General features: G+C 68.6%; 18 protein-coding genes. 6 read left to right on the top strand and 12 right to left on the bottom strand.

Features of this window, described 5'->3' with window-relative positions:
• Positions 1-47: 47 nt before the first annotated feature.
• Together glyS and glyQ are read right to left on the bottom strand one after the other, a co-directional pair.
• Complete coding sequence (glyS, locus tag AC3A3Q_RS05240; RefSeq protein WP_487585213.1) at positions 48-2,114, bottom strand: glycine--tRNA ligase subunit beta; 2,067 nt, start codon at positions 2,112-2,114, stop codon at positions 48-50.
• A 22-nt stretch (positions 2,115-2,136) separates the two neighbouring features.
• A complete protein-coding gene (glyQ, locus tag AC3A3Q_RS05235; protein WP_200607848.1) occupies positions 2,137-3,045 on the bottom strand; it encodes a glycine--tRNA ligase subunit alpha in 909 nt (302 codons plus the stop codon).
• Between the two features lie 136 nt (positions 3,046-3,181).
• Here glyQ and AC3A3Q_RS05230 point away from each other — a divergent pair, with 136 nt between their 5' ends.
• Together AC3A3Q_RS05230 and AC3A3Q_RS05225 are read left to right on the top strand one after the other, a co-directional pair.
• Complete coding sequence (locus AC3A3Q_RS05230; protein WP_487585212.1) at positions 3,182-3,919, top strand: glutamine amidotransferase; 738 nt, start codon at positions 3,182-3,184, stop codon at positions 3,917-3,919.
• A gap of 62 nt (positions 3,920-3,981) precedes the next feature.
• A complete protein-coding gene (locus tag AC3A3Q_RS05225) occupies positions 3,982-4,884 on the top strand; it encodes a hypothetical protein (protein ID WP_487585211.1) in 903 nt (300 codons plus the stop codon).
• Between the two features lie 78 nt (positions 4,885-4,962).
• On the opposite strand, the gene tatC is transcribed toward AC3A3Q_RS05225, so the two are convergent.
• The 4 genes from tatC to AC3A3Q_RS05205 all read right to left on the bottom strand — a co-directional run bounded on the left by tatC (position 4,963) and on the right by AC3A3Q_RS05205 (position 7,495).
• Positions 4,963-5,739 (bottom strand): twin-arginine translocase subunit TatC, encoded by a 777-nt coding sequence (gene tatC, locus AC3A3Q_RS05220; RefSeq protein WP_487585210.1) that lies wholly within the window; start codon positions 5,737-5,739, stop codon positions 4,963-4,965.
• The gene (tatB, locus tag AC3A3Q_RS05215) at positions 5,736-6,224 is read right to left on the bottom strand and encodes a Sec-independent protein translocase protein TatB (protein ID WP_487585209.1); all 489 of its coding nucleotides are present in this window, start codon (positions 6,222-6,224) and stop codon (positions 5,736-5,738) included. The genes tatC and tatB overlap by 4 nt, the downstream gene beginning before the upstream one ends.
• A 34-nt stretch (positions 6,225-6,258) precedes the next feature.
• On the bottom strand, positions 6,259-6,495 hold the full coding sequence (tatA, locus tag AC3A3Q_RS05210; RefSeq protein ID WP_200607839.1) for a Sec-independent protein translocase subunit TatA: 237 nt from the start codon (positions 6,493-6,495) through the stop codon (positions 6,259-6,261).
• A 112-nt stretch (positions 6,496-6,607) separates the two neighbouring features.
• The gene (locus tag AC3A3Q_RS05205; protein ID WP_487585513.1) at positions 6,608-7,495 is read right to left on the bottom strand and encodes a lipid-binding SYLF domain-containing protein; all 888 of its coding nucleotides are present in this window, start codon (positions 7,493-7,495) and stop codon (positions 6,608-6,610) included.
• A gap of 239 nt (positions 7,496-7,734) precedes the next feature.
• On the opposite strand from AC3A3Q_RS05205, the gene hemH reads away from it, so the two are divergent.
• Both hemH and AC3A3Q_RS05195 read left to right on the top strand, forming a co-directional pair.
• Complete coding sequence (gene hemH / locus AC3A3Q_RS05200) at positions 7,735-8,760, top strand: ferrochelatase (protein WP_487585208.1); 1,026 nt, start codon at positions 7,735-7,737, stop codon at positions 8,758-8,760.
• 14 nt (positions 8,761-8,774) lie between these two features.
• Positions 8,775-9,644 (top strand): alpha/beta fold hydrolase, encoded by an 870-nt coding sequence (locus AC3A3Q_RS05195; RefSeq protein ID WP_487585512.1) that lies wholly within the window; start codon positions 8,775-8,777, stop codon positions 9,642-9,644.
• A 65-nt stretch (positions 9,645-9,709) separates the two neighbouring features.
• Here the strand turns inward: AC3A3Q_RS05195 and AC3A3Q_RS05190 are convergent, their stop codons facing one another.
• The 3 genes from AC3A3Q_RS05190 to ttcA all read right to left on the bottom strand — a co-directional run bounded on the left by AC3A3Q_RS05190 (position 9,710) and on the right by ttcA (position 12,575).
• Complete coding sequence (locus AC3A3Q_RS05190) at positions 9,710-10,510, bottom strand: M48 family metallopeptidase (RefSeq protein ID WP_487585207.1); 801 nt, start codon at positions 10,508-10,510, stop codon at positions 9,710-9,712.
• A 99-nt stretch (positions 10,511-10,609) separates the two neighbouring features.
• Positions 10,610-11,515, bottom strand: a complete 906-nt coding sequence (locus AC3A3Q_RS05185) for a recombination-associated protein RdgC (protein WP_487585206.1) — start codon at positions 11,513-11,515, stop codon at positions 10,610-10,612.
• A gap of 157 nt (positions 11,516-11,672) precedes the next feature.
• Positions 11,673-12,575, bottom strand: coding sequence for a tRNA 2-thiocytidine(32) synthetase TtcA (gene ttcA / locus AC3A3Q_RS05180; RefSeq protein WP_487585205.1), 903 nt, complete (start codon positions 12,573-12,575; stop codon positions 11,673-11,675).
• Between the two features lie 105 nt (positions 12,576-12,680).
• Between ttcA and AC3A3Q_RS05175 the strand changes: the two genes are divergently transcribed.
• Positions 12,681-12,890, top strand: coding sequence for a YdcH family protein (locus AC3A3Q_RS05175; RefSeq protein WP_487585204.1), 210 nt, complete (start codon positions 12,681-12,683; stop codon positions 12,888-12,890).
• Between the two features lie 12 nt (positions 12,891-12,902).
• Here the strand turns inward: AC3A3Q_RS05175 and AC3A3Q_RS05170 are convergent, their stop codons facing one another.
• Positions 12,903-15,686, bottom strand: coding sequence for a tetratricopeptide repeat protein (locus AC3A3Q_RS05170; protein ID WP_487585203.1), 2,784 nt, complete (start codon positions 15,684-15,686; stop codon positions 12,903-12,905).
• A 244-nt stretch (positions 15,687-15,930) separates the two neighbouring features.
• Here AC3A3Q_RS05170 and AC3A3Q_RS05165 point away from each other — a divergent pair, with 244 nt between their 5' ends.
• A complete protein-coding gene (locus AC3A3Q_RS05165; RefSeq protein ID WP_487585202.1) occupies positions 15,931-16,623 on the top strand; it encodes a hypothetical protein in 693 nt (230 codons plus the stop codon).
• Here AC3A3Q_RS05165 and plsB read toward each other — a convergent pair.
• A complete protein-coding gene (gene plsB, locus AC3A3Q_RS05160) occupies positions 16,607-19,426 on the bottom strand; it encodes a glycerol-3-phosphate 1-O-acyltransferase PlsB (RefSeq protein ID WP_487585201.1) in 2,820 nt (939 codons plus the stop codon). The genes AC3A3Q_RS05165 and plsB overlap by 17 nt on opposite strands.
• Positions 19,427-19,452: 26 nt before the next feature.
• Complete coding sequence (locus tag AC3A3Q_RS05155) at positions 19,453-20,349, bottom strand: hypothetical protein (RefSeq protein ID WP_487585200.1); 897 nt, start codon at positions 20,347-20,349, stop codon at positions 19,453-19,455.
• Positions 20,350-20,628 lie beyond the last annotated feature (279 nt).

The raw sequence follows: 20,628 nt of genomic DNA, 5'->3' as shown, positions 1-20,628 counted from the left end.
AGTGAACAATCCGTGAGCCGGCCGCGGCATTGCAGCCGCGGCCACGGTTACATCGACAGGTGTTCGATCGCGGCCACGCTGCCCAGCCGCTCGGACAGGCGCTTGAGCAGGGCGAGGCGGTTGTTGCGGATGCTCGCATCGTCGACGTTCACCATCACGCCGTCGAAGAACGCATCGACCTGCGGGCGCAGACGCGCCAGGCGACCGAGCACGGCCACGTAATCGCGGCCGTCGAGCAGCGGATCGGTATCGGCCACCGCGCTGTCGACCGCTTCGCCAAGCTCGCGCTCGGCCGGCTCGACGAACAGGGCCGGATCGATTGCGTCGGGCACTTCGCCTTCGACCTTGCGCAGGATGTTGCGGATGCGCTTGTTGGCCGCGGCCAGTGCCTCGGCCTCGGGCAGCTTGGCGAACTCGCCGATGGCATTGAGGCGACGGTCGAAGTCCGGCAGCGAATCGTGCGCTACGTTCTCGACCGCATCGAACTGCGTGCTGGCCACGCCACGGTCGGCGTAATAGCCGCGCAGGCGGTCGTAGACGAAGCTGGTGATGTCGAAACTGCTGATGTCCTTGCCAGCGACCGGCTGCAGCGACAGCGCGCGCTCGACCAGGTCGTGCAGCACCACGTCGTGCCCGCCTTCGAGCAGCGTGCGCGCCAGCCCCAGCGCATTGCGACGCAGCGCGAACGGGTCCTTGTTGCCGGTGGGCTTGAGGCCCGCGGCGAAACCGCCGGCGAGCGTGTCCAGTCGCTCGGCGATCGCGAGCACCTGGCCCAGCGGGCTCGGCGCGATCGCATCGCCGGCGAAACGCGGCATGTAGGCCTCGTCCAGCGCGTGCGCGACTTCCAGCGGATGGTTCTCGACCGCGGCGTAGTAACGACCGGCGATGCCCTGCAGTTCCGGGAACTCGCCGACCAGGCGCGACTGCAGATCGGCCTTGGCCATCAGCGCGGCCTCGCGTGCCTGCTGCGGGTCGACACCGACCTGCGCGGCCACCAGTTCGGCCAGCGTCGCCACGCGCGCGACCTTGTCGGCGATCGAGCCCAGCTTGTCCTGGTACTTGACCGTCTTCAGGCCGTCGTTCATCGCCGACAGGCCCTGCTTCATGTCCTCGACGAAGAAGAACTTCGCATCGGAGAAGCGCGGGCGGATCACGCGCTCGTAGCCCTTGCGCACTTCGCTCTCGTCGCGCGACTCGATGTTGGCGATGCCGATGAAGTGCTCGCTGAGCTTGCCTTCGGCATCGAGCACCGGGAAGAACTTCTGGTTGGTTTCCATGGTCGCGATCAGCGCTTCCTGCGGCACCGCCAGGAACTGCCGCTCGAAACTGCACGACACCGCCTTGGGCCACTCGGTGAGGCCGTTGACCTCTTCGAGGATGCCGCTGTCGATGCGCGCGCTGCCACCGGCCGCGGTCGCTGCAGCGTTCACTTCCAGCACGATTCGCTCGCGGCGCTCGTCCGGATCGACCAGCACCTTGGCGCCGCGCAGGAATTCGACGTAGTCGCCGGGCGTGCTGAACCAGACCGGCTTGTCGTGCATGAAGCGATGGCCACGGCTCATGCGGTCGCTGGTCACGCCGAAGATCTGCGCATCGACCACGTCCTTGCCGTGCAACAGCACCAGCCAGTGCACCGGGCGGGCGAAGCCATAATCGTGATCGCCCCAGCGCATCGGCTTGGGGATCGGCATGGCCGCGATCGCGTCGCGCACGATCTCCGGCAACAGCTCGCTGGTGCGCGCACCGGGCTTGACGGCGCGGTGGACGAAGCGCTCGCCCTTGCCGTCGGTCGTCTTCTCCAGCGCGGTCCAGTCGATGCCGGCCTTGGCCGCGAAGCCCTGCAGGGCCTTGGTCGGCTGGCCGTCGGCGTCGAGGGCGATGTTGAGGTACGGGCCGAGCACCTCGGACTTCTGCTCCGGCTGCTCGTCGGCGACGCCGGGAAGAAGAACGGCCAGGCGGCGCGGTGTGTACAGCGGCTTGGATTCGCCACGGGCGAAGGCGACGCCGCGCTTGCGCAGGCCATCGATGACGCCGTCGAAGAAGGCCTGGGCGAGGCCGGGCAGCGCCTTGACGGGAAGTTCTTCGGTACCCAGTTCGATCAGCAGCGGTTTCATGTCGTCACGTTTCTCGTTCTTCTTACGCAGGCTGCTGCGTCTTCTTCAGCACCGGGAAGCCGAGCTTCTCGCGCTGCGCGTAATACGCCTCGGCCACGCCCTGGGCGATGCGGCGCACGCGCAGGATGTAGCGCTGGCGCTCGGTCACGCTGATCGCGCGGCGCGCGTCGAGCAGGTTGAAGCTGTGGCTGGCCTTGCAGACCTGGTCGTAGGCCGGCAGCGGCAGGCCCAGTTCGATCAGCTTCTGTGCTTCGGCCTCGCAGGCGTCGAAGCGATGAAATAGTTCCGCGACGTCGGCGTGCTCGAAGTTGTAGGCGCTCTGCTCGACTTCGTTCTGGTGGTAGACGTCGCCGTAGGTCACCGGCGTTCCGTCCGGCCCATGCGTCCAGACCAGGTCGAAAACGTTGTCGACGTTCTGCAGGTACATGCACAGGCGCTCGAGACCGTAGGTGATCTCTCCCAGCACCGGACGGCATTCCATGCCGCCAGCCTGCTGGAAATAGGTGAACTGCGTCACTTCCATTCCGTTGAGCCAGACTTCCCAGCCCAGGCCCCAGGCGCCGAGGGTCGGCGATTCCCAGTTGTCCTCGACCAGGCGCAGGTCATGCACCAGCGGGTCCACGCCGAGCGCCTTGAGCGAGTCGAAGTACAGCTCGACGATGTTGTCGGGGCTGGGCTTCATCGCCACCTGGTACTGGTAGTAGCGCTGCAGGCGATTGGGGTTCTCGCCGTAGCGGCCGTCGGTGGGGCGGCGGCAAGGCTGCACGTAGGCCGCATTCCACGGCTCCGGGCCAAGCGAACGCAGGAACGTGGCCGGGTGGAACGTGCCTGCGCCGACCTCCAGGTCGAGCGGCTGGATCAGCACGCAGCCCTGGTCCGCCCAGAAGGCGTTCAGTCGCTGGATCAGTTCCTGGAAGGTAGGTGCGGCCATGGTTCCCGATTGACGTGCTGCAAAGCGCGCTAGTATAGCCGCGGGCCTTGATGCCGCTGGATTTTTTGCCCTTCCTGCCTGCGCCACGGCGCTTTGCGCCGGAAGTCGTTCCACCCTTGCCTGTGTTGTCTGCACCGTGACCCACCGCCACAAGCGACCCTTCCTGATCGTCGAAACCGGCCAGCCCGTCGCCTCGATGCGCCGCCATCGCGGCTTTCCCCATTGGATCCGCGTCGCTGCCGGCCTCGAGGCCGACGAGGCAGTGGTGGTCAATGTAGAAGGCGGCCAGGCGTTGCCCGGCCGCGCAGGTTTCGCCGGCACGATCATCACCGGCTCGGCGGCGATGGTGACCGAGCGCCGTGACTGGAGCGAGCGCAGCGCGCAGTGGTTGCGCGACGCCGCACAGGCGGGCATGCCGCTGTTCGGCATCTGCTACGGGCACCAGCTGCTGGCGCACGCGCTCGGCGGCGAGGTTGGCGACAACCCGGCCGGGCGCGAGATGGGCACGATCGGGCTTGAGCTGCACCCGCACGCCGAGCACGACCCGTTGTTCACCGGCCTGCCGGCGCAGTTCGCCGCGCAGGCCACGCACCTGCAGACCGTGCTGCGCGCGCCCGAAGGCGCGACCGTGCTGGCACGCTCGCAGCAGGACGATTGCCATGCCTTCCGCTGGGGCGAGCGCACCTGGGGCGTGCAGTTCCATCCCGAATTCAGCGCCACCCACATGCGTGGCTATGTGCAGGCCAGGCAGGACGCGCTGCAACGCGAAGGCCGTTGTGCAAAGACGATGGCGCGCGATGTAAGCGCAACGCCGCATGCGCGGCGCGTGCTGCGCCGGTTCGTCCGCCACGCGCGCAACCTGCACGATCATTGAGCCCAGGTCGACGACCGCGGCACCGATACACAACGACGACTTCTAGAATTGGAAAGAGAGCGATGACGCAGATTCGCAAAGTACCGGTGCGCCAGGGCCTGGCCTGGTTTGTCCAGGCGATCAATGTCGGACGGCGCAGTCCGCGGGCGATTTTCGGCGCCGCCTTGTTGTTCATCTGCACGCTGTACGGCGTCGGGCTGATCCTGGTGGTGCCGGTGGCGTTGATGGCCCGTTCCGGGCAGCCGGACCTGGGGCAGATCATTCCCGCGATCGCGGCAGTGTTCGTCGGCATGGTGTTCCTGCTGCCCATCCTGCTAGGCGGGATGATGCATGTCGTGCGCGAGGCCGAAGCCGGGCGACCGGTCCGTGCGCGTGACCTGTTCGCGCCTATCCGGCAGAAGAAGGCCGGCGCGCTGGCGCTGATGGGCCTGATCCAGATCGTGCTGGCGATCGCTGGCGGTGCCCTGGTCGGCTTGCTCGCCGGCAGCGACTACTGGACCAACTACATGTCCGCCGTTCGCGGCGCGATGAGTGGCTCGGTTCCGGTCATGCCGCAGCCCGACCACCCGGGCCTGCTGATGGCCGCGCAGCTGCTGTTCAACTACTTCAGCTATGCGATCATGCTGTTCTCGGTGCCGTTGATCCTGTTCGCCGGCGCCAACCTCTCGGCCGCGGTCAAGGACAGCCTGCGCGCATCGGTATCCAATGTCGGCGCCAATGCGCTGGCCGCGCTGTTGTTCATCTGCAGCGTCGCGCTGAGCGCACTGGTGCTGCTGCTGGTGTCGGCGATGTTGTCGCTGATCGGCGGCCTGATCGGCGCGGTGCTGGTGCTGATGGTGTACATCGCCTATGGCGCCGCGGTGCTGGTGGTCCTGGTCGCCGGCAGCTACTACGCATGGCGCGACACGTTCGGCGACGAGGCCACCGTGGCGGTGCCGCCGAGCCTGGACAGCATCGAAGTCTGAGCCCGACCCCGGCCTTCCTGGCACCGGCAACGAAAAGCCCCGCGGAAGCGGGGCTTTTTTTCACTTCCGGTAGCGAGGCTACGGGGTGGCGTCGCCCTCTGTCTTCTGCGGCACCAGCCAGCGCGCGGCGATGATCCCGACTTCGTACAGCAGGCACATCGGGATCGCCAGCATCAGCTGGGAGACCACGTCGGGCGGGGTGATGATCGCGGCGATCACGAACACGCCGACCACTGCGTAACCGCGCGATTCCTTCAGCTGCTGCGGCGTGACCCAGCCCAGCAGCACCAGGATCACCAGCGCCACCGGCAGCTCGAAGCTGGCACCGAAGGCGAGGAAGATCACCAGGACGAAATCGAGGTACTTGCCGATGTCGGGCATCATCGCCACGACATCCGGGGTGAACTTGGCAAGGAAGCCGAACACCGACGGCAGCACCAGGAAGAAGGCGAACGCGCAGCCGATGTAGAACAGCGCCACCGCCGACACCAGCAGCGGCACGGCCAGGCGCTTCTCGCGGTGGTACAGGCCCGGAGCGACGAAGGCCCACGCCTGGTAGAGCAGCCACGGCACGGATATCAACAGCGCGGCGAAAAACGCCAGCTTGATCGGAACGAAGAAACCGCCGGCCGGGTCGTTGGCGACCAGCTGGCCGCTCGCCGGCAGGTTCGCCAGCAGCGGCGCCGCCAGCAGGCCGTAGATGTCCGCCGAAAACGGCATCAGCACCAGGAACACCGCGAGCAACCCGACCACCGCCCGCAACAGGCGCGCGCGCAGTTCGATCAGGTGGTCGATCAGGCGCGGTTCGGCGCCGGCGTCATGGTCGGCTTGCGCGTGTGCGGGATCGTGATTCATCGGCGCTCGGCCGCGTCGTCCGCGGCCGGGGAGGGGTCATGGGGCTCGGGGCCGCGGTGGGGCTCGGTCGCCGATGGATCGGCTGACGGATCGGCTGACGCATCGGTGGCCGTCGCGCCATCGCTGCTGCTGTCGGCGGCGGGGCCGCTTTCGCCAGCCGGCGCGCGCATCTCGGCATCGATCTCGTCGACGCCGCGACGCAGCGCATCGCCCTCGCGCTGGAGGCGGTTGCGGGCCTCGTCCAGGCCGGTCTTGAGCTCGTCGTGGGCTTCGCGCAGCGTCTGCTCGGTGTCGCGCAGGTTGCGCTTGAGCTCCTCGGCGGCCAGCTCGTGCTCGAGCTCGGACTTCACCGAGTACCACTGCGCGCGGGCGCGCCTCACCCACAGGCCGGCGAAGCGCGCTGCCTTGGGCAGGCGCTCCGGCCCCAGCACCAGCAGCGCGACGATCGCGATGACGAACAGCTCGGAAAAGCCGATATCGAACATGGCCGGCTACCGACGCAGGTCAGGGCACGCCGCGTCAGCGCGGCGTGCGGTCGTCTTGCTTGTTGGCCGTGTCGCTGGACTGCTGCCCGGCGTCGCGCGAGTCATCGCGCAGCTGCGCGGCAGGCTTGTCGTCCTCGTCGTGCATGCCCTTCTTGAAGCCCTTCACGGCCTCGCCAAGGTCCTTGCCGACGTTGCCCAGGCGCTTGGTGCCAAACACCAGCACCACGATCACCAGCACGATCAGCCAGTGCCAAAGACTCAAACCGCCCATGAGTATGTCCGCAGGAAATGGATGCTCAGGATACCCCAGCGCCGTTGCCGACGTTGTTACCGGGTTGTGCGAAGTCCCGCCAGAACAGCTTGACCAGTGCCTGGCGACCCGTTCAGGGCAGCGGTTCGGCCTTGACCGGGCTTTCGACGGTCTCGAACTGGCCCGGCTTGGCCTGCGCAGGGCCCGATTGCGGCGCCTGGATCGGCGCGGTCGTGGCTGCCGGAGCCGGCTGCGTGGCCGGCTGCGTGGCCGGGTGTGCTGCCGGTGCAGGCGCCGCGGTGCCGCGGGCGCGCGCATCGGCGCTGGCGTTGCTGCGGGCGGTGCGCGCGATCGAGCTGGCTTCCTCCAGGCGATCGCGGAAGTCGACGACGGCCGACGACGGCTGGCCGTGGGCACGACCCTCGAAGATCATGCGCGGCGTGGTGTCGTTGCCGTAGACCGCTTCGTTGGCGGCATCGTCGATCGACAGCACGGCGCCGTCCAGGGCGATGCCGGCGAACAGGCCGCGGGCGCGCGACCACGACCAGATCTCGGCCTTGAGCTGGCCATCGGTGGCGGTGGAGGCATTGCGGCCGACCGGGCCGGCGGCCACACCGGCGTCGGCACCGAGGGTGACCTTGCCGTTGACGATCGAATCCAGGCCGCGGTCGCTGCGGAACACCAGCACGATGTCGGCCGACTGCACGCCGGCCTGGAAGCCGATGCTGCCGCCGGTGAGCTTGACGAAGCTGGGGTTGGACCAGGTGCCGTCGGGGTTCTTCACCGACAGCAGGCCGTGGCCGCGACGACCGCCCAGGACCAGGCCGATCTTGAGCGAATCAGGCACGACGACAATGCCGCGTGCTTCGTCGAGCAGCTTGTCGGGAATGCCGGACTCGGGAATCTGCTGGATCTGCGTGAGCACGCGGACCGCGTCGACGGCACGCTGGTCCTCGGTCGGGCCCGCCACCGCGGTCACGGCAAGACTGAGGCTGAGCATCAGGACGGCGAGGCGCGGCAAGCGGCGTGACGGCAGACGGGGGGACATGGCGGACTCCAGGGGATGTGGACTCGACCGCCAAAGTGGGCAGTCGCTTCAGGCTAGTTATATGGCGATGAATCCTCACCGAATCGGCGCGAAAGTAAAAGCACGCAAACGGCGCTGCGTCGCATAAGCTGAAAGATCCCACGGCAGATCGGCGAAGGCTTCGATGCCCCGACAGCGTGGGCAACCTCGCGGCCAGCTGTCATCCTATGCGGATGCAAGCCCCCGCCAGCATCGCCGTCGGCGACGACGCGCCTCCCTCCAATACCCCTGACACGGCACTCGTGCTGGTCAATCTGGGCACGCCCGACGCCGCGACACCCGCGGCGGTGCGTCGCTACCTGGCCGAATTCCTTTCCGACCGCCGCGTTGTCGCCCTTCCGCGAGCGCTGTGGCTGCCCTTGCTGCACCTGGTGATCCTGCCGCTGCGCTGCAAGCCCGTGGCCAGGAAGTACGCCAGCATCTGGGTGCCCGGCGACGATGGCGGCTCGCCGCTGGCGGTGTACACGCGCCGCCTGGCGAGGGTCGTGCAGGACGAACTGCCGCGCCTGCGCGTGATCGACGCGATGCGCTATGGCAGGCCGTCACTGGCCGCGCGCCTGCGCCAGCTGCGCAGCGAAGGCGTGCGCCGCGTGCTCGTGCTGCCGCTGTATCCGCAGTACTCGACCACCACCACCGCATCGGTGGCCGATGTGCTGGCCGACTCGGGCGATGGCCTGCAGGTGCGGATGGTCGACGACTACCACCTCGATGCGGGCTGGGTCGATACGGTGGCCGCTTCCATTGCCGACCACCGCGCGGCCAACGGCAGCGGCGAGCACCTGCTGTTCTCGTTCCACGGGCTGCCGCAGCGCCTGGTCGATGCCGGCGATCCGTACGCCAGCCAGTGCCAGGCCAGTGCGCGCGCGATCGCGCAGCGCCTGGGGCTGGCCGACGACGCGTGGACGCTGAGCTACCAGTCGCGATTCGGTCGCGACCGCTGGCTCGAACCGAGCACCCAGGGCACGTTGCGCGCGCTGGCCGCACGCGGCGTGCGCAACGTCGACGTGGTCGCGCCGGGTTTTCCGGTCGACTGCATCGAAACGCTGGAAGAGGTGGCGATGATGCTGGCCGAGGACTTCGCCGAGCAGTTCGCCGATGGCAGCGGCACGTTGCGCTACATCCCGTGCCTCAATGACCGTCGCGACCACGCCCGCGTGCTGGCCGCCATCGCAAGCAAGCGCCTCGAGGCCTGGCACTGATGCCCGTTCACCCCATGCAGGAAATCGTCCTCGACACTCCGCTGGGCCGCATCACCGGCCTGCGCGGCGGAAAACCAGGCGCCCCGCGCGTGCTGGCCCTGCACGGCTGGCTCGACAACGCCGCCAGCTTCGTGCCGCTGGCCGAGCACCTGCACGGCATCGATCTGGTCGCGGTGGATCTTCCCGGCCATGGCGCCAGCGCGCACCTGCCGCCGGGCGCGGACTATTCGTTCGCCGCGGCAGTCAATGCGGTGCTCGACGTCGCCGATGCGCTGGGCTGGGATCGCTTCGCCCTGCTCGGACATTCGATGGGCGCCGGCATTTCCAGCCTGGTCGCCGCCGCCTGCCCGCAGCGGGTGGAGCGACTGGTTGCGATCGAGGCCCTGGGCGCATTGGCCGAAGTGCCCGAGCGCACCGTCTCGCGCCTGCGCGATGCGGTCGCGGCGATGCGCGCGCTGCCGGGCAAGTCGTTGCGCGTGTTCCCCGATCCGATGGTGGCGGTGCGTGCGCGCATGGCCGCCGGTGCCCAGGTCGGCAGCCGGTTGAGCGAATCGGCATCGAGGATGTTGGTCGAGCGTGGTGTGGTTCCGGTCGAGGGCGGCTTTGTCTGGTCCAGTGATCCGCGCCTGACGCTGCCGTCGATGCAGCGCTTGACCGAGCAGCAGGTTCGCGACCTGGTGTCGGGCATCGAGTGCCCGACGCGCGTCATATTCGCCAGTCCGGCGCAGCCCTACCTGCCCGACGAACTGCGGCGCGAGCGCGCCGGCTTGCTGCCACGCGGCGAGTTGATCGTGATCGAGGGTGGGCACCATCTGCATATGGAAGATCCGGAGATGGTGGCCACTGCGATCGGAGATTTCCTGGCGGTGCCGCGCGACGGTTGAAAGGGCAACGTCCCTGGATCCCCGCCTTCGCGGGGATGACGGTGAGTGGGGACGGCGACGGCAATCTACGCCGCAGCCTTCCCGCACAACGCCCGCAGCGTCGCCTTCAACTGCCGTCCTTCGCCGTGGAAGTACTCGCGCTCATCGCGCCAGTGCGGACAGCGCGCTTCCACCTCGCGCCAGAACGAACGCGAATGATCGGCGTGGATCAGATGGCACAGCTCGTGCACCACGACATATTCGAACGCGCTCGGCCGTGCCAGCACCAGTGACAGGTCCAGCGCCATCGAACCATCGGGCGCCAGCGAACCCCACTGCGACGACATCATCTTGAACGTCACCCGCCGCGGTGCCCGCGGCAGCGACGGCAGGTAGCGCGGCAGCCAGCGGCCGACGTCGGCGCGTGCCTGCGCCTCATAGAAGTCGCGGGCGGCGCGGCGGATCGCCAGATCCCCGGCACGCGCCGGCAAGGTGAATACCAGCGAATCGCCGTGCGATTCAAGCCGGCTGAATCGTCCCGGCTGCCATTGCAGCGGCAGCATCGCGCCGCGCAACGGCAGCTGCGTGGTGATGTCGCGCTCGAGCACCGGCACGCCATCGATGCCGTAGCGGTCCAGTTGCGTCGCAAGCCATTGCCGATGCTCGGCGACGAATCGATCGGCGGCGGCGATGCTGCAGCGGGTCGGCATCGTCAAACGTGCGCCACGCTCATCGACCGACAACTTCAGTCTGCGCGAGCGTGGATCACGCACGCGCTGCAGGACTATCGTGCGGCCGCCATCCAGTTCGACCTCGAGCGCTTCGCGCTCGATCGTGCGTGGTTTCGGCGCGAGCAGGCGACCGAACATTCGAAACTGGGAAGGCATGGCGGACGGCTCGGTGGGGTACGAACGCGGTTGCGTCCGATCATACGTGCTCGCGGCCGTCGCAGGTTTCGAGGCGGTGACGGCCGCGCGCCGGCGCCATCACAGCTCGGCGCGCGACAGCTTGAGCGCAGTTTCGAGTACCGTGAACAGGCGCTTGAACTCACCGGCCATCAGCACGAAGCGGGCGTCGAGTTCGGCACGCAGGTCCTCTCGTTCGGTCGATTCGAGTTCGTCGACGGCACCGTCGAGCAACTTGAACTTGCGCACCACCAGGTCCTCGCCGAGCACGAAGGAAACATGGTCGTCGAGCGTCAGCGCCAGGCGCGTGACCTGCTTGCCCGACTCCAGGTGCTTGGCGATCTCGTCGCTCTGAAGTTCCATGCGCTGCACCTTGACCACGGCGCCCTGGTCGATCGGATCGCGCAGTTCGCATTCGTCGCCCAGCGACAGGCCTTCGGGCATTTCCTCGCCGGCGACCCAGCCGGTCAGGACCGTGCGCGGCGCGATCTCGGCGTTCAGCGGCAACGCCGGGAAGCTGCCCAGCGCGCGGCGGATCTCGCTGACCACGTTCTCGCCGCTCTTGCGGCTGGAGGTGTCGACGGCGACCACGCCGTGGCCGAGGTCTATCAGTGCATCGGTGCGACTGGGCTTGACGAAGGCGCGCGGCAGCAGGTCGGTGATCAGCTCGTCCTTGATGCGCTTGCGGGTGCGGCCGCCGGGCTTGCGGCCTTCCTTCTGTTCGATCTCGGCCAGCTTCTTGGCGAGCATGTCGTTGACGACCGAGCCGGGCAGGATCTTGTCCTCGCCGCCGACCGCCAGCCAGGTGGCATCGCCGCGGGTGTGCGAGAGCTCGTCGTCGCCGCGGCCGAACGGGGAGATGAAGCCGCGGCTGGACAGCTCCAGCGGGCCGACCGGCTTGAGCAGGCATTCGCCCAGGCCGGTGTTGAGTTCATCGAGTTTGGTGGTGGTGGGGAAGCGGAACAGCGTCAGGTTGCGGAAGAACATCGAAGATCCTGGAAAGAGAGGAAAAACCGTCATTCCCGCGAAGGCGGGAACCCAGCGTCTTTCGCTCCGGTGGCGCGAAAGCAAAGCCCCTGGGTTCCCGCCTTCGCGGGAGTGACGGTCACAGGCATGGGATTGACGGTAACAGGTTGCAGACGCATCAGGCCGGCGTGTCTTCGCCTTGCGGTTCACCCGCCAGCCATGCACGCGCATCCGGCAGCGGCGCGTCGCCGCGGCGGCCGAGCGACAGGAAGTCGAACACGGTCGGATCGGCCAGCTGCGAAGGGCGCAGGTTGCCCAGCGCCCGGGCAATGGTCTCGATGCGGCCCGGCGTCTCGCGCTCCCACGCGGCCATCATCTTCTTGACCTGCTTGCGCTGCAGGTTCTCCTGCGAGCCGCACAGGTTGCAGGGAATGATCGGGAACTGCCGGGCCTGCGCGTAGGCTTCGATGTCGTCCTCGCGCACGTAGGCCAGCGGCCGGATGACCACGTGCTGGCCGTCGTCGGACAACAGCTTGGGCGGCATGCCGGCGAGCTTGGCGTGGAAGAACAGGTTCAGGAAGAACGTCGACACCAGGTCATCGCGGTGGTGGCCCAGGGCGATCTTGGTGAAGCCGTGCTCGGCGGCATGGGCGTACAGCGCACCGCGGCGCAGGCGCGAGCACAGCGAGCACATCGTCTTGCCTTCCGGCACCACGCGCGTGACCACCGAGTAGGTGTCCTGCTCGAGGATCCTGTACGGGACACCGATCGATTCCAGGTACGTCGGCAGCACGTGCTCCGGGAAGTCCGGCTGCTTCTGGTCGAGGTTGACCGCGACCAGCTCGAACTTCACCGGCGCCTTGGCCTGCAGCTGCAGCAGGATGTCGAGCATGGTGTAGCTGTCCTTGCCGCCGGACAGGCACACCATGACCTTGTCGCCATCCTCGATCATGCCGAAATCTGCGATCGCGCGGCCGACCTGGTGGCGCAGGCGCTTGGCCAGCTTGTTGTTCTCGTGCGCGCGACGCTGCGGGGCGCGCACGTGGGGTCGTGGTTCGAGAAGGGGCAGGACGGTACTCATCGGACGGCCATTCTACCGGGCGTCCAACGGGCATGGCTTATGCCACGAGGGTCCTGCCAGGAGCTGGCGGTGACGCCTGCAACGCGGGCGCGTTAAGCTTCGCGGATGATCGAAAGCGACGATCCCGCCGTCCTCGCACGCCAGCTCGCCGAGCTGCGTCTGGAGCACCGCGACCTGGACGTGGCGATCGAGCGCCTGGTGCGCGAGCCCGATGCCGACGAGTTGACGGTCAAGCGCCTGAAAAAGCGCAAGTTGTGGCTGAAGGACTGCATCGCGCGGCTGGAAAGCGCGTTGATTCCCGACGAGCCGGCCTGAGCGGGCGCGGCTTCAGCCCCGATCGGCGCGGTTCACCTGCTGCAGCAACGACGCCGATTCGCGCACCAGCGGATGGGTCGGCGCATAGAACGTGCGCAGCATCGCGTCGCAGGCAGCCGCCTGCGGGCGTGCCTGGCCGGTGTCGTGCTGCCGCAAGGTCAGCTGGGCACGCAGGCAATCGCCTTCGCCACGCAGCGGATGCGCGGCGGGGAGCTCGTCGCCGGCACGCGCGTCGTAGATCGCCAGCAGGGTGGCGGCATCGTCGAGCCGGTCCAGCGCCAGCGCGGCGCGCACCCAGCGCAGCACGCGCGGGACGACGCGATCGCCGGGCTGGTCGAACAGATGGACGCGATCGCGCATCGCCGCCTGCAGGCGCGACAGGGCGATATCGCGGTCGCCACTCATCGCTTCGGCCCACGCCAGGTTGGCCTGCGCGCGCAGCGGCAGCGGGTGATCGGGCTTGAGCGCGCCCGACCAGCTGTCCAGCAAGGATTGCAGCAGCGTGCGGGCTTCGTGCCACTGGCCGCGGCGCAGGCGGCTCTCGGTGCGCCAGATGTTGGGCATCTGTGCCTCGACCTGGCCCACGCCCTGGGTCTGCTCGAAGATGCGCCGTGCGTTGAGCAGGAGTGGTTCGGCGGCATCGTAATCGCCGGTCTCGACCAGCACGCTGCCCAGCGAGTTGTACGCCCACGCCGTCCAGGTCGTGGTTTCGCCTGAGCTGCGGTATAGCGCGAGCAGGTTCTCGAAGTGCTTGCGCGCCTGCCCGTACTCGCCAAGACCGCGCGCGCACAGGCCCAGCGACCAGTACAGCTCGCCCTGCGCCTTGGCATCGCCTTTGAGCGCCTGCGATGCCAGCAGCGGCTGCAGGATCGCCTGCGCCTGCCGGTAGCGGCCCTGTTCGGTGCGCAGCTGGCCCATCTTCAGGGTCGCGAACGGGCGCTGGGCGGGTGCATCCTCGCTGCGGCGCAGTGCCGAGGCGCAGGCTTCCTCCGCTGCGGCCAGATCGTTGGCGATGCGCTGCACGTCGCATAGCCCGGTCTCGACCCGGATCAGTGCCGGCAGCTGGTCGGCGCCCAGGCGGCGGTACAGCGCGCGGGCCTGGCGGTAGTGCCCGATCGCCAGCGCGTGCCGGTCCTGGCCGAAGAAGACAGTGGCGACCAGCGCGTGGACGGTCGCTGCGGCCGCCGGATCGTCGGCGAAGCGCTGGTCCACCTGCGCCGCGGCGCGATCGACGGCATCGCGAACGCTGACCTGGTTGGCGCCGACACCCCTGCCCGAAGCACTCCTTCCAGAATATGGATCAGCCTGCGCCAGCACGTCGCTGGTGACGAAGTCGAGCACCGTCTGCCGCTGCCGGGCGCTTTCCTCGGCAAGCAGGCGTGCGCGATCGGCGCGCACCGACATTGCGGTGGTCGCGACCAGGCCCACCAGCAGGGCGGCGGTGACGGCCGCCCACATGCGCAGGCGGGTGCGCTCGCTGGCCTGGCGGCGCGCGCGGCGCTCGTCTTCAACGTGTCTGCGCAGTTCCTGCTCGCGCTCGGCATGGCGCTGGTCGAGCGTGCGCAGGCGCGTGGCGAGCATGCGCGGATCGAGCAGACGCTGTTTCGGATCCAGCGCCGCGGCCTGGGCGATGTCCTCGCACAGCAGCGGATCGTCGAGAGCGGCCTCCCAGCCCGGTGCCAGCGAGCGGCGCAGGTCACCGACCAGCAACTGGTACAGCAGCACGCCAAGTGCGTAGACGTCGCTGCTCTGGGTCGGCATTTCGCCGGCGATCACTTCCGGAGCGATGTAGAGCAGGCTGCCGGCTTGCGCTGACGACAGCGAGTGGCTGCCATCGACGAGGCCGGTGCCGTCAAGGAGACTGTAAGTAAGGCCGAGTTCGGCGAGTTGCGGCGCAAGGGCGGCTTCGCCGGCGCCGAGGTCCGCCAGGACGATGCGCCAACCGCCGGGTGCCTGCTCATCGGCGACCGGGTAGAGATTCTCCGGCTTGAGGTCCTTGTGCAGGATGCCGATTTCGTGGAGCGCGGCCACCGCCTCGCACAGCTGCACGCACAGCGCCACACGGTGCTGGAACGACAGCGCGACCAGCCCGCCCTGCGCCTGCGCCCAGTCGCGCAGGTGCCCGTGCGGGTAGTACGGCATTTCGAGGAAGAACGGCGGCTGCGCCAGGTTCCAGCCCAGCACCGGCGCCACTGCCGGCAGGTCGGCGCGCACCGCCTGGATGTAGCGTGCCAGCGCGATCTCGCGTTTGAGGCTGCGCAGTCCGCTCTCGCTGGTCGCCAGTTTGATTGCGCGGGTGTCGCCGCTGTCGGAGCGGGCCAGGCAGATGACGCCGGCACTGCCTTCGCCCAGGCGCTGGACCAGGCGCCAGCCCGGACGGTGCGGCAACCGGTCGCCATCGCGCAGGCGCTCGGCATCGTGCGGATGGGCGTGCACCTTCTCCACGGCAACCGCCTCGAACCGGACCGCCGCCGCCAGCCGGTAGCCGTAGCCGTGGACGACCCGGATCGCCGCGCCGTCCTCGCCGAGCGCCTGGCGCAGGCGGCCGATCGCCTTGACCAGCGAGTTCTCGGACACCACGCGTCCCGGCCAGCCGGACTCGAGCAGCTCGTCCTTGGTCACCACCTCGCCGGCGTGGCGAAGCAGCGCCAGCAGCACGTCGTAGCTGCTGCGGTCGAGTTCGGCCACGACCGCGCCGACCCGGACCGCGGCAATGCGCTCGTCGAGCACGACTTCGCCGTACCGCCAGATGCCCGGCGATGGCGACATGTTCAGTGATGACGGCGACTCGGCCACGGCCCCCTCCGTCGCGGAAGCTGCACTTTGGCAAGTGGCAGCGCGGCCGGCAAGGGGGCGGGCCGGCCCGGCGGTACGCGCGATCACAAATCGGCGCCGGCGATTCACAAGCTTTCAGAACTCTTCAGGACCGGGCAAGGATTCGTGCCGCCCGGTCCCGGCACGATGCCGGACCAATCGCCGCGGCCACCGTCCGCGGCGACATCGATCGAGCATCGGCCCTTGGGGAGGGGGAGGGGACGCCATGCAAACCGGATCCAGGCGAAGCCGCGGCCAGGCGCACTTCGGCGACAACGCAGCCGCACTGCGCTGGCAGGAGGCGATCCAGACCGCCCAGCACGACCTCGCCGAGGACCTGGCCCTGCTGATTGGCGGAGACGGACTGGATCGCGACAGCTACCTGCGCTGGCTGGCGGCCGAGAACGCGCTATGCCGGACCGGTGCCTTCGTCCTGGAGTCGATGGCGCCGACCCTGGCCTCGCCGGCGCTGCGGCAATGGGCCGACGAACGCACGGCCAAGATGCGCGACTGGGAACGGATGGCGGCGGCAGACGTGCGCCGCACCGACGCCATCGTCGCCATCGCGCCGGTCACGGCCGAACCCTGGCGCGATTTCGTCGAGCGGCACCGTCGTCAGCGGCCTTATCGCGTACTCGGTGCGATCGCGCTGCACGAGGCGGTCACCGGCGGCATGGCCCGCCAGGCCCTGATCGCCGTGCTCGAACGCTCGTTCCTGCCGGTGCGAGGCTGCACCTACCTGCTGCACCGCCTGCTGGCTGCCGACGACGGCTGCGACTGGCGCTGGCTATGGCAGCAGGCCTACGAAGGCGCGCAGCGGCGCGCGCTGTGTGACGGAGCCTGGCATGCGGCGACGTTGTATCGCCGCATCGTCCAGGCTGCCCTGCAGGGTGGGTCCCGGCTCAGCTCGCCGGGGTGACCTCTGCGACCGGTTCGGCCTTCGCCGTTTCCGGGCTGATCTTCTCGATGGTGTGGCGCAGCTCGCGGCCGAGGATGACCTTGGCGTCCTTGGCCCACGCGTCCAGTCGTGCATCGAAGGCCAGCTTGCCGTTCTCGTCCGGCCACACCAGCTTCATTTCGCGCAGCTTCTGGATGAAGCCGCGGAACAGGGTCTTGTCGAAGAACTCCGGCGCCGCCGGTGCATAAAGCAGCGACAACCGCTGCGCCGCCAGCTGGCACATGCTTTCGAGCTGCGAGGCGGTGAGCGTGCCGGCACCGTTCTTCACCAGCACCGAAATGGCGATGTAGTAGCGCTCGAAGGCCTGCTGCAGCGAGTGGCCGATCGCGCGCAGGCGGAAGACCTCGTCGGTCTGGCCGGCATTGCGGGCGAGGATGCCGCCTTCTTCCTCGTTGATGCGCTCGAGCAGGCCTTCGCGGATGAACACCTCGATGGTGTCGGCCAGGCGCTGAGAGAACTCGTCCTCGCTCCACGGCAGGAACAGCTCGGCTTGCAGGAACGGATAAACGTTGCGGCCCAGGCGCAGCACGCCAGCCTGGCTCATGCGGCGGTTGTTCTGGAAGCAGCAGGCGATCCACGACGCCGCGGTGAACAGATGCAGCACGTTGTTGCGGAAGTAGCTCAACAGCACCGCGTTGTCGCCGCTGACACCGAGCACGTCGCCGAGCGGATGCGCGGTGCGGCTGAGGACGTTGATCTCCTCGCCGTGGGCGACGATTTCCTGCGGCGAGTGCGGCGTGACCGTGACGCGGTCGGAATACGGCAAGGTCGCCAGCAGCGTCTTGCTCAGCGTGATCTGCGCGAGCAGGTCGGCCTCGCCCATCGCGTGCTTGGGCGTGGACAGCAGTGCCAGCGCCAGCAGGTTGATCGGATTGACGTCGGCGGCGCGGTTGACGTTGACCTGGATCCGGTCGGCCAGCGCGTCGACGGCGCCGGACAGCCATGCCGGCTTCTCGTCCTCGCCGACCGGCTTGCCGTCCCAGTCGGGCGCGTGCTCGGCGAGCACGTCGTTGAGGCGGATGGGCTCGCCGAAGTTCACCACCACCTGGCCGTAGTTGCTGCGCAGCACCTTCGGAATGCCCCACAGCAGCGCCCAGATCGATTCCTTTTCCTTCGGCTTGCCCGACAGTTCGTCGAGGTAGCTGGTGCCTTCCATCAGCTTCTCGTAGCCGATGTACACCGGCTGGAACAGCACCGGGCGCGTGGGCTGGCGCAGGAACGCGCGCAGCGTCATCGCCACCATGCCGCCCTTGGGCTGCAGCAGCCGGCCGGTGCGCGAGCGACCGCCTTCGACGAAGTACTCGATCGAATAACCGCCCGACACCAGCTGCGCCACGTACTCGCCGAGCACCGCCGAATACAGCGCGCTGCCGCGGATGCTGCGGCGGATGAAGAACGCGCCGCCCTTGCGCAGCAGCGTGCCGACCACCGGCAGGTTGAGGTTGATGCCGGCCACGATGTGCGGCGGCACGATGCCGCGCGTGTACAGCAGGTAGCTCAGCAGCAGGTAGTCCATGTGGCTGCGGTGGCAGGGCACGTAGACCACTTCGTGGCCGGGCGCGTCGTCCTTGAGCTGGTCGAGGTGGTGCACCAGCACGCCGCGGTAGATGCGGTTCCACACCGGCGCCAGCAGGAAGCTGACCGAACGCACCACCGGATGCGAATAGTCGGCGGCGATTTCGTAGGCGTAGGTGTGCGCCTTCTTCCAGGCATCGGCGAGCTTGGAGTTGTCGCGGCGGGCCTGGTCGGCGATGGCCTCGCGCACCGTGGCCGAGGTCAGCACCTGGTCGACCAGCAGGCGCCGGGTCGACAGGTCCGGGCCGATCACCGCCGCGCGGATGCGGCGGAAGTGCGCGCGCAGCACGCGCGAGAGCTTGCGCACCGTACGCTCGGCCGGCAGGCCCTCGTCGACGATCGCGCGCAGGCCAATGGGCGGGGCGAAACGCACCAGGGTGTCGCGACCGTTGAGGGCGATGGCCAGCAGGCGGCGGAAGCGGCCGACCAGGGTCCAGTTTTCCGAGAACAGCACCGAGAACCAGCCGCTGTTCTTGTCCGGCGCGCGGCCGACGAAGATCGACACCGGCACCAGCTGCACGTCCAGCGTCGGATCGCTGCGGTGCGCATCGAGCAGGCGCGCCAGCGAACTGGAATGGCTCTTGGTGGTCGGTTCTGCCGTGCCGGCCAGCGCCTGCAGCTGCGCCAGCGTGTTGACGTTGCGGCGTGACAGCGCGAGGTACGCGCGTTTGCGGCGCAGCGGATCACCCGGCAGCGGCTGCAAGGGCGAAGGCAGGCCGGCTTCGCGGCAGGCGCGCTCCAGGATCAGGGCGTTGCTCAGGCCGTAGTCCTCGAGCACGTAGCAGACCGGCCGGCCGGTCCATTCTTCCGGGATCTCGGCGGCCGGATTGCGCGGCTCGATGGTCAGCTGCACCCACGGCGCCATGAGGCGGCCGAGCAGCTTGGCCCACCACGGACGGCGCGGCGTGCCGGCCGGACGACGGCGCTCGGGGCGAACAGCCGCAGCCGCAGCCGCAGTCGGGACGGCGGGTATGGGCAGCTCTGGCTGGGCCGGATCCGGTTCGGCGACGGGCGGCACGGGGGCCTCCGGCACGGGGTCGATCGCGGCGTCGGGTGCAGCTTCGCCAGTCGCTTCAGCAGCGGCTTCGGGCACGGTTTCGGATGCGCTGGCAGGCGTCGCGTCGGTGGCCGACACGTCCTTGGCGGGTTCCGGGAAAGGCAGGGGAGTCTGATTCGGCATCGCGGGCATTATGCCTATCGCGGTCGAAATCGCGTTCAGCGGGTCGGCTGGGTTGCCGGTTGAGGCGGCGCCGGAGCGCTTGCCTGGGTTTCGGCATGGCGCAGGGCGTCGCTGAGGTACCAGTGGCCATCGTGGCGTTCGACGGCCAGGTGCGCCTCGATCTTCTGCCCGGCCAGCGTGTAATCGAGCCGCACCCGGCCGCGGTCGCCGTCGCGTTCGACCAGGGTCGCCCGGGCGCTGGCCAGGTCGGCGTCAACGTCCAGTCCGTAGGTGGTGAGCACCTGTTTGAAGCGGGCGAAGAACGGACCGAACCGCTCCAGGCTGCGCTGCATGCCGAGCTGCCGGAAGGTGTCGGGGCCGCCGGCCAGTCCGGTCTGCCGCGCCGCCGCGACCAGTTGCGGGATCGTCCGCCGCGCGCGCTGCGGGTCGCCCAGCGGCGCTTTCTGGCCCCAACGGCTCAACGCAGCGACCAGCTGCGCGTAGTGGGCGCGCTCGTCGGCGCTGTAGTCGCCTTCCTTGCGCAGGTACTGGGTGGCGAACAGGCCCAGGGTCGAGGCGGCCGAACGCAACTCCGCACCAGCGCCGGAAAACTGGCGGTTGTAAGTGGTCAGCAACTGCTTTTCGGCACCCGGCGCGGCCAGCGCCGAAAGGAAGGCGGGCAGGCGATCGTCCAGCGGCAACTCGGTCAGCGGCCAGCGAGTCCGGCCTTCGTTCCAGGCCTGGTCGAGCCTGGCGTGGAGGGCGGGCGGCACCGAGTGACGGGCGTAGGAGGCGAAGTCGTTGCGCCGCAGGTCCTGGATCAGCTGCTCGACCGCCTGGGCAGGCTCGGTCGGGGTGGGCGCTGCCGCCGGCGCGGGCGCGCGCTCGCATCCGGCCATCGCCAACGCGGCAACCAGGAGCAGCGCGGCAGAGGCGCGTCGGATCAATGGCATGCGGTGCGGTTCCCCTGTCGCTGGGTCCGAATCTTGGCCGGCGGCCGGGTCGGGGGCAAGCCGACTATGTCCCGGAACGCAGATTCAGGGGATTTCGCCTCGAATTTCCCCGTTCATAAAGTCAGGCGCCACAACGTGACCTCGATTGTCACCTTCTGACCTTTAGGTCAAAAGTGTGATCTGAATCTCGTTCACGTTTGTCAAAGTTGGCGGCCTTAACGTCGATTTCACGTCACGAAGACGGTTTTGCGACGCTTGGCACACTTTCTGCTTCCTAGC

The organism is Lysobacter sp. Soil_C_59, assembly GCF_057656415.1.
This window is presented reverse-complemented; position numbering and strand designations above follow the sequence as displayed.

Bases quoted from the DNA above. Each gene is read 5' to 3' on its own strand.
- AC3A3Q_RS05185 (WP_487585206.1), bottom strand. From the start codon at position 11,515: ATGTTCTTCCGCAACCTGACGCTGTTCCGCTTCCCCACCACCACCAAA.
- AC3A3Q_RS05165 (WP_487585202.1), top strand. From the start codon at position 15,931: ATGCAAACCGGATCCAGGCGAAGCCGCGGCCAGGCGCACTTCGGCGAC.
- tatB (WP_487585209.1), bottom strand. From the start codon at position 6,224: ATGTTCGATATCGGCTTTTCCGAGCTGTTCGTCATCGCGATCGTCGCG.
- glyS (WP_487585213.1), bottom strand. From the start codon at position 2,114: ATGAAACCGCTGCTGATCGAACTGGGTACCGAAGAACTTCCCGTCAAG.
- glyQ (WP_200607848.1), bottom strand. From the start codon at position 3,045: ATGGCCGCACCTACCTTCCAGGAACTGATCCAGCGACTGAACGCCTTC.
- hemH (WP_487585208.1), top strand. From the start codon at position 7,735: ATGCAAGCCCCCGCCAGCATCGCCGTCGGCGACGACGCGCCTCCCTCC.
- ttcA (WP_487585205.1), bottom strand. From the start codon at position 12,575: ATGAGTACCGTCCTGCCCCTTCTCGAACCACGACCCCACGTGCGCGCC.
- AC3A3Q_RS05175 (WP_487585204.1), top strand. From the start codon at position 12,681: ATGATCGAAAGCGACGATCCCGCCGTCCTCGCACGCCAGCTCGCCGAG.
- tatA (WP_200607839.1), bottom strand. From the start codon at position 6,495: ATGGGCGGTTTGAGTCTTTGGCACTGGCTGATCGTGCTGGTGATCGTG.
- AC3A3Q_RS05190 (WP_487585207.1), bottom strand. From the start codon at position 10,510: ATGCCTTCCCAGTTTCGAATGTTCGGTCGCCTGCTCGCGCCGAAACCA.
- AC3A3Q_RS05155 (WP_487585200.1), bottom strand. From the start codon at position 20,349: ATGCCATTGATCCGACGCGCCTCTGCCGCGCTGCTCCTGGTTGCCGCG.
- AC3A3Q_RS05195 (WP_487585512.1), top strand. From the start codon at position 8,775: ATGCAGGAAATCGTCCTCGACACTCCGCTGGGCCGCATCACCGGCCTG.
- plsB (WP_487585201.1), bottom strand. From the start codon at position 19,426: ATGCCCGCGATGCCGAATCAGACTCCCCTGCCTTTCCCGGAACCCGCC.
- tatC (WP_487585210.1), bottom strand. From the start codon at position 5,739: ATGAATCACGATCCCGCACACGCGCAAGCCGACCATGACGCCGGCGCC.
- AC3A3Q_RS05225 (WP_487585211.1), top strand. From the start codon at position 3,982: ATGACGCAGATTCGCAAAGTACCGGTGCGCCAGGGCCTGGCCTGGTTT.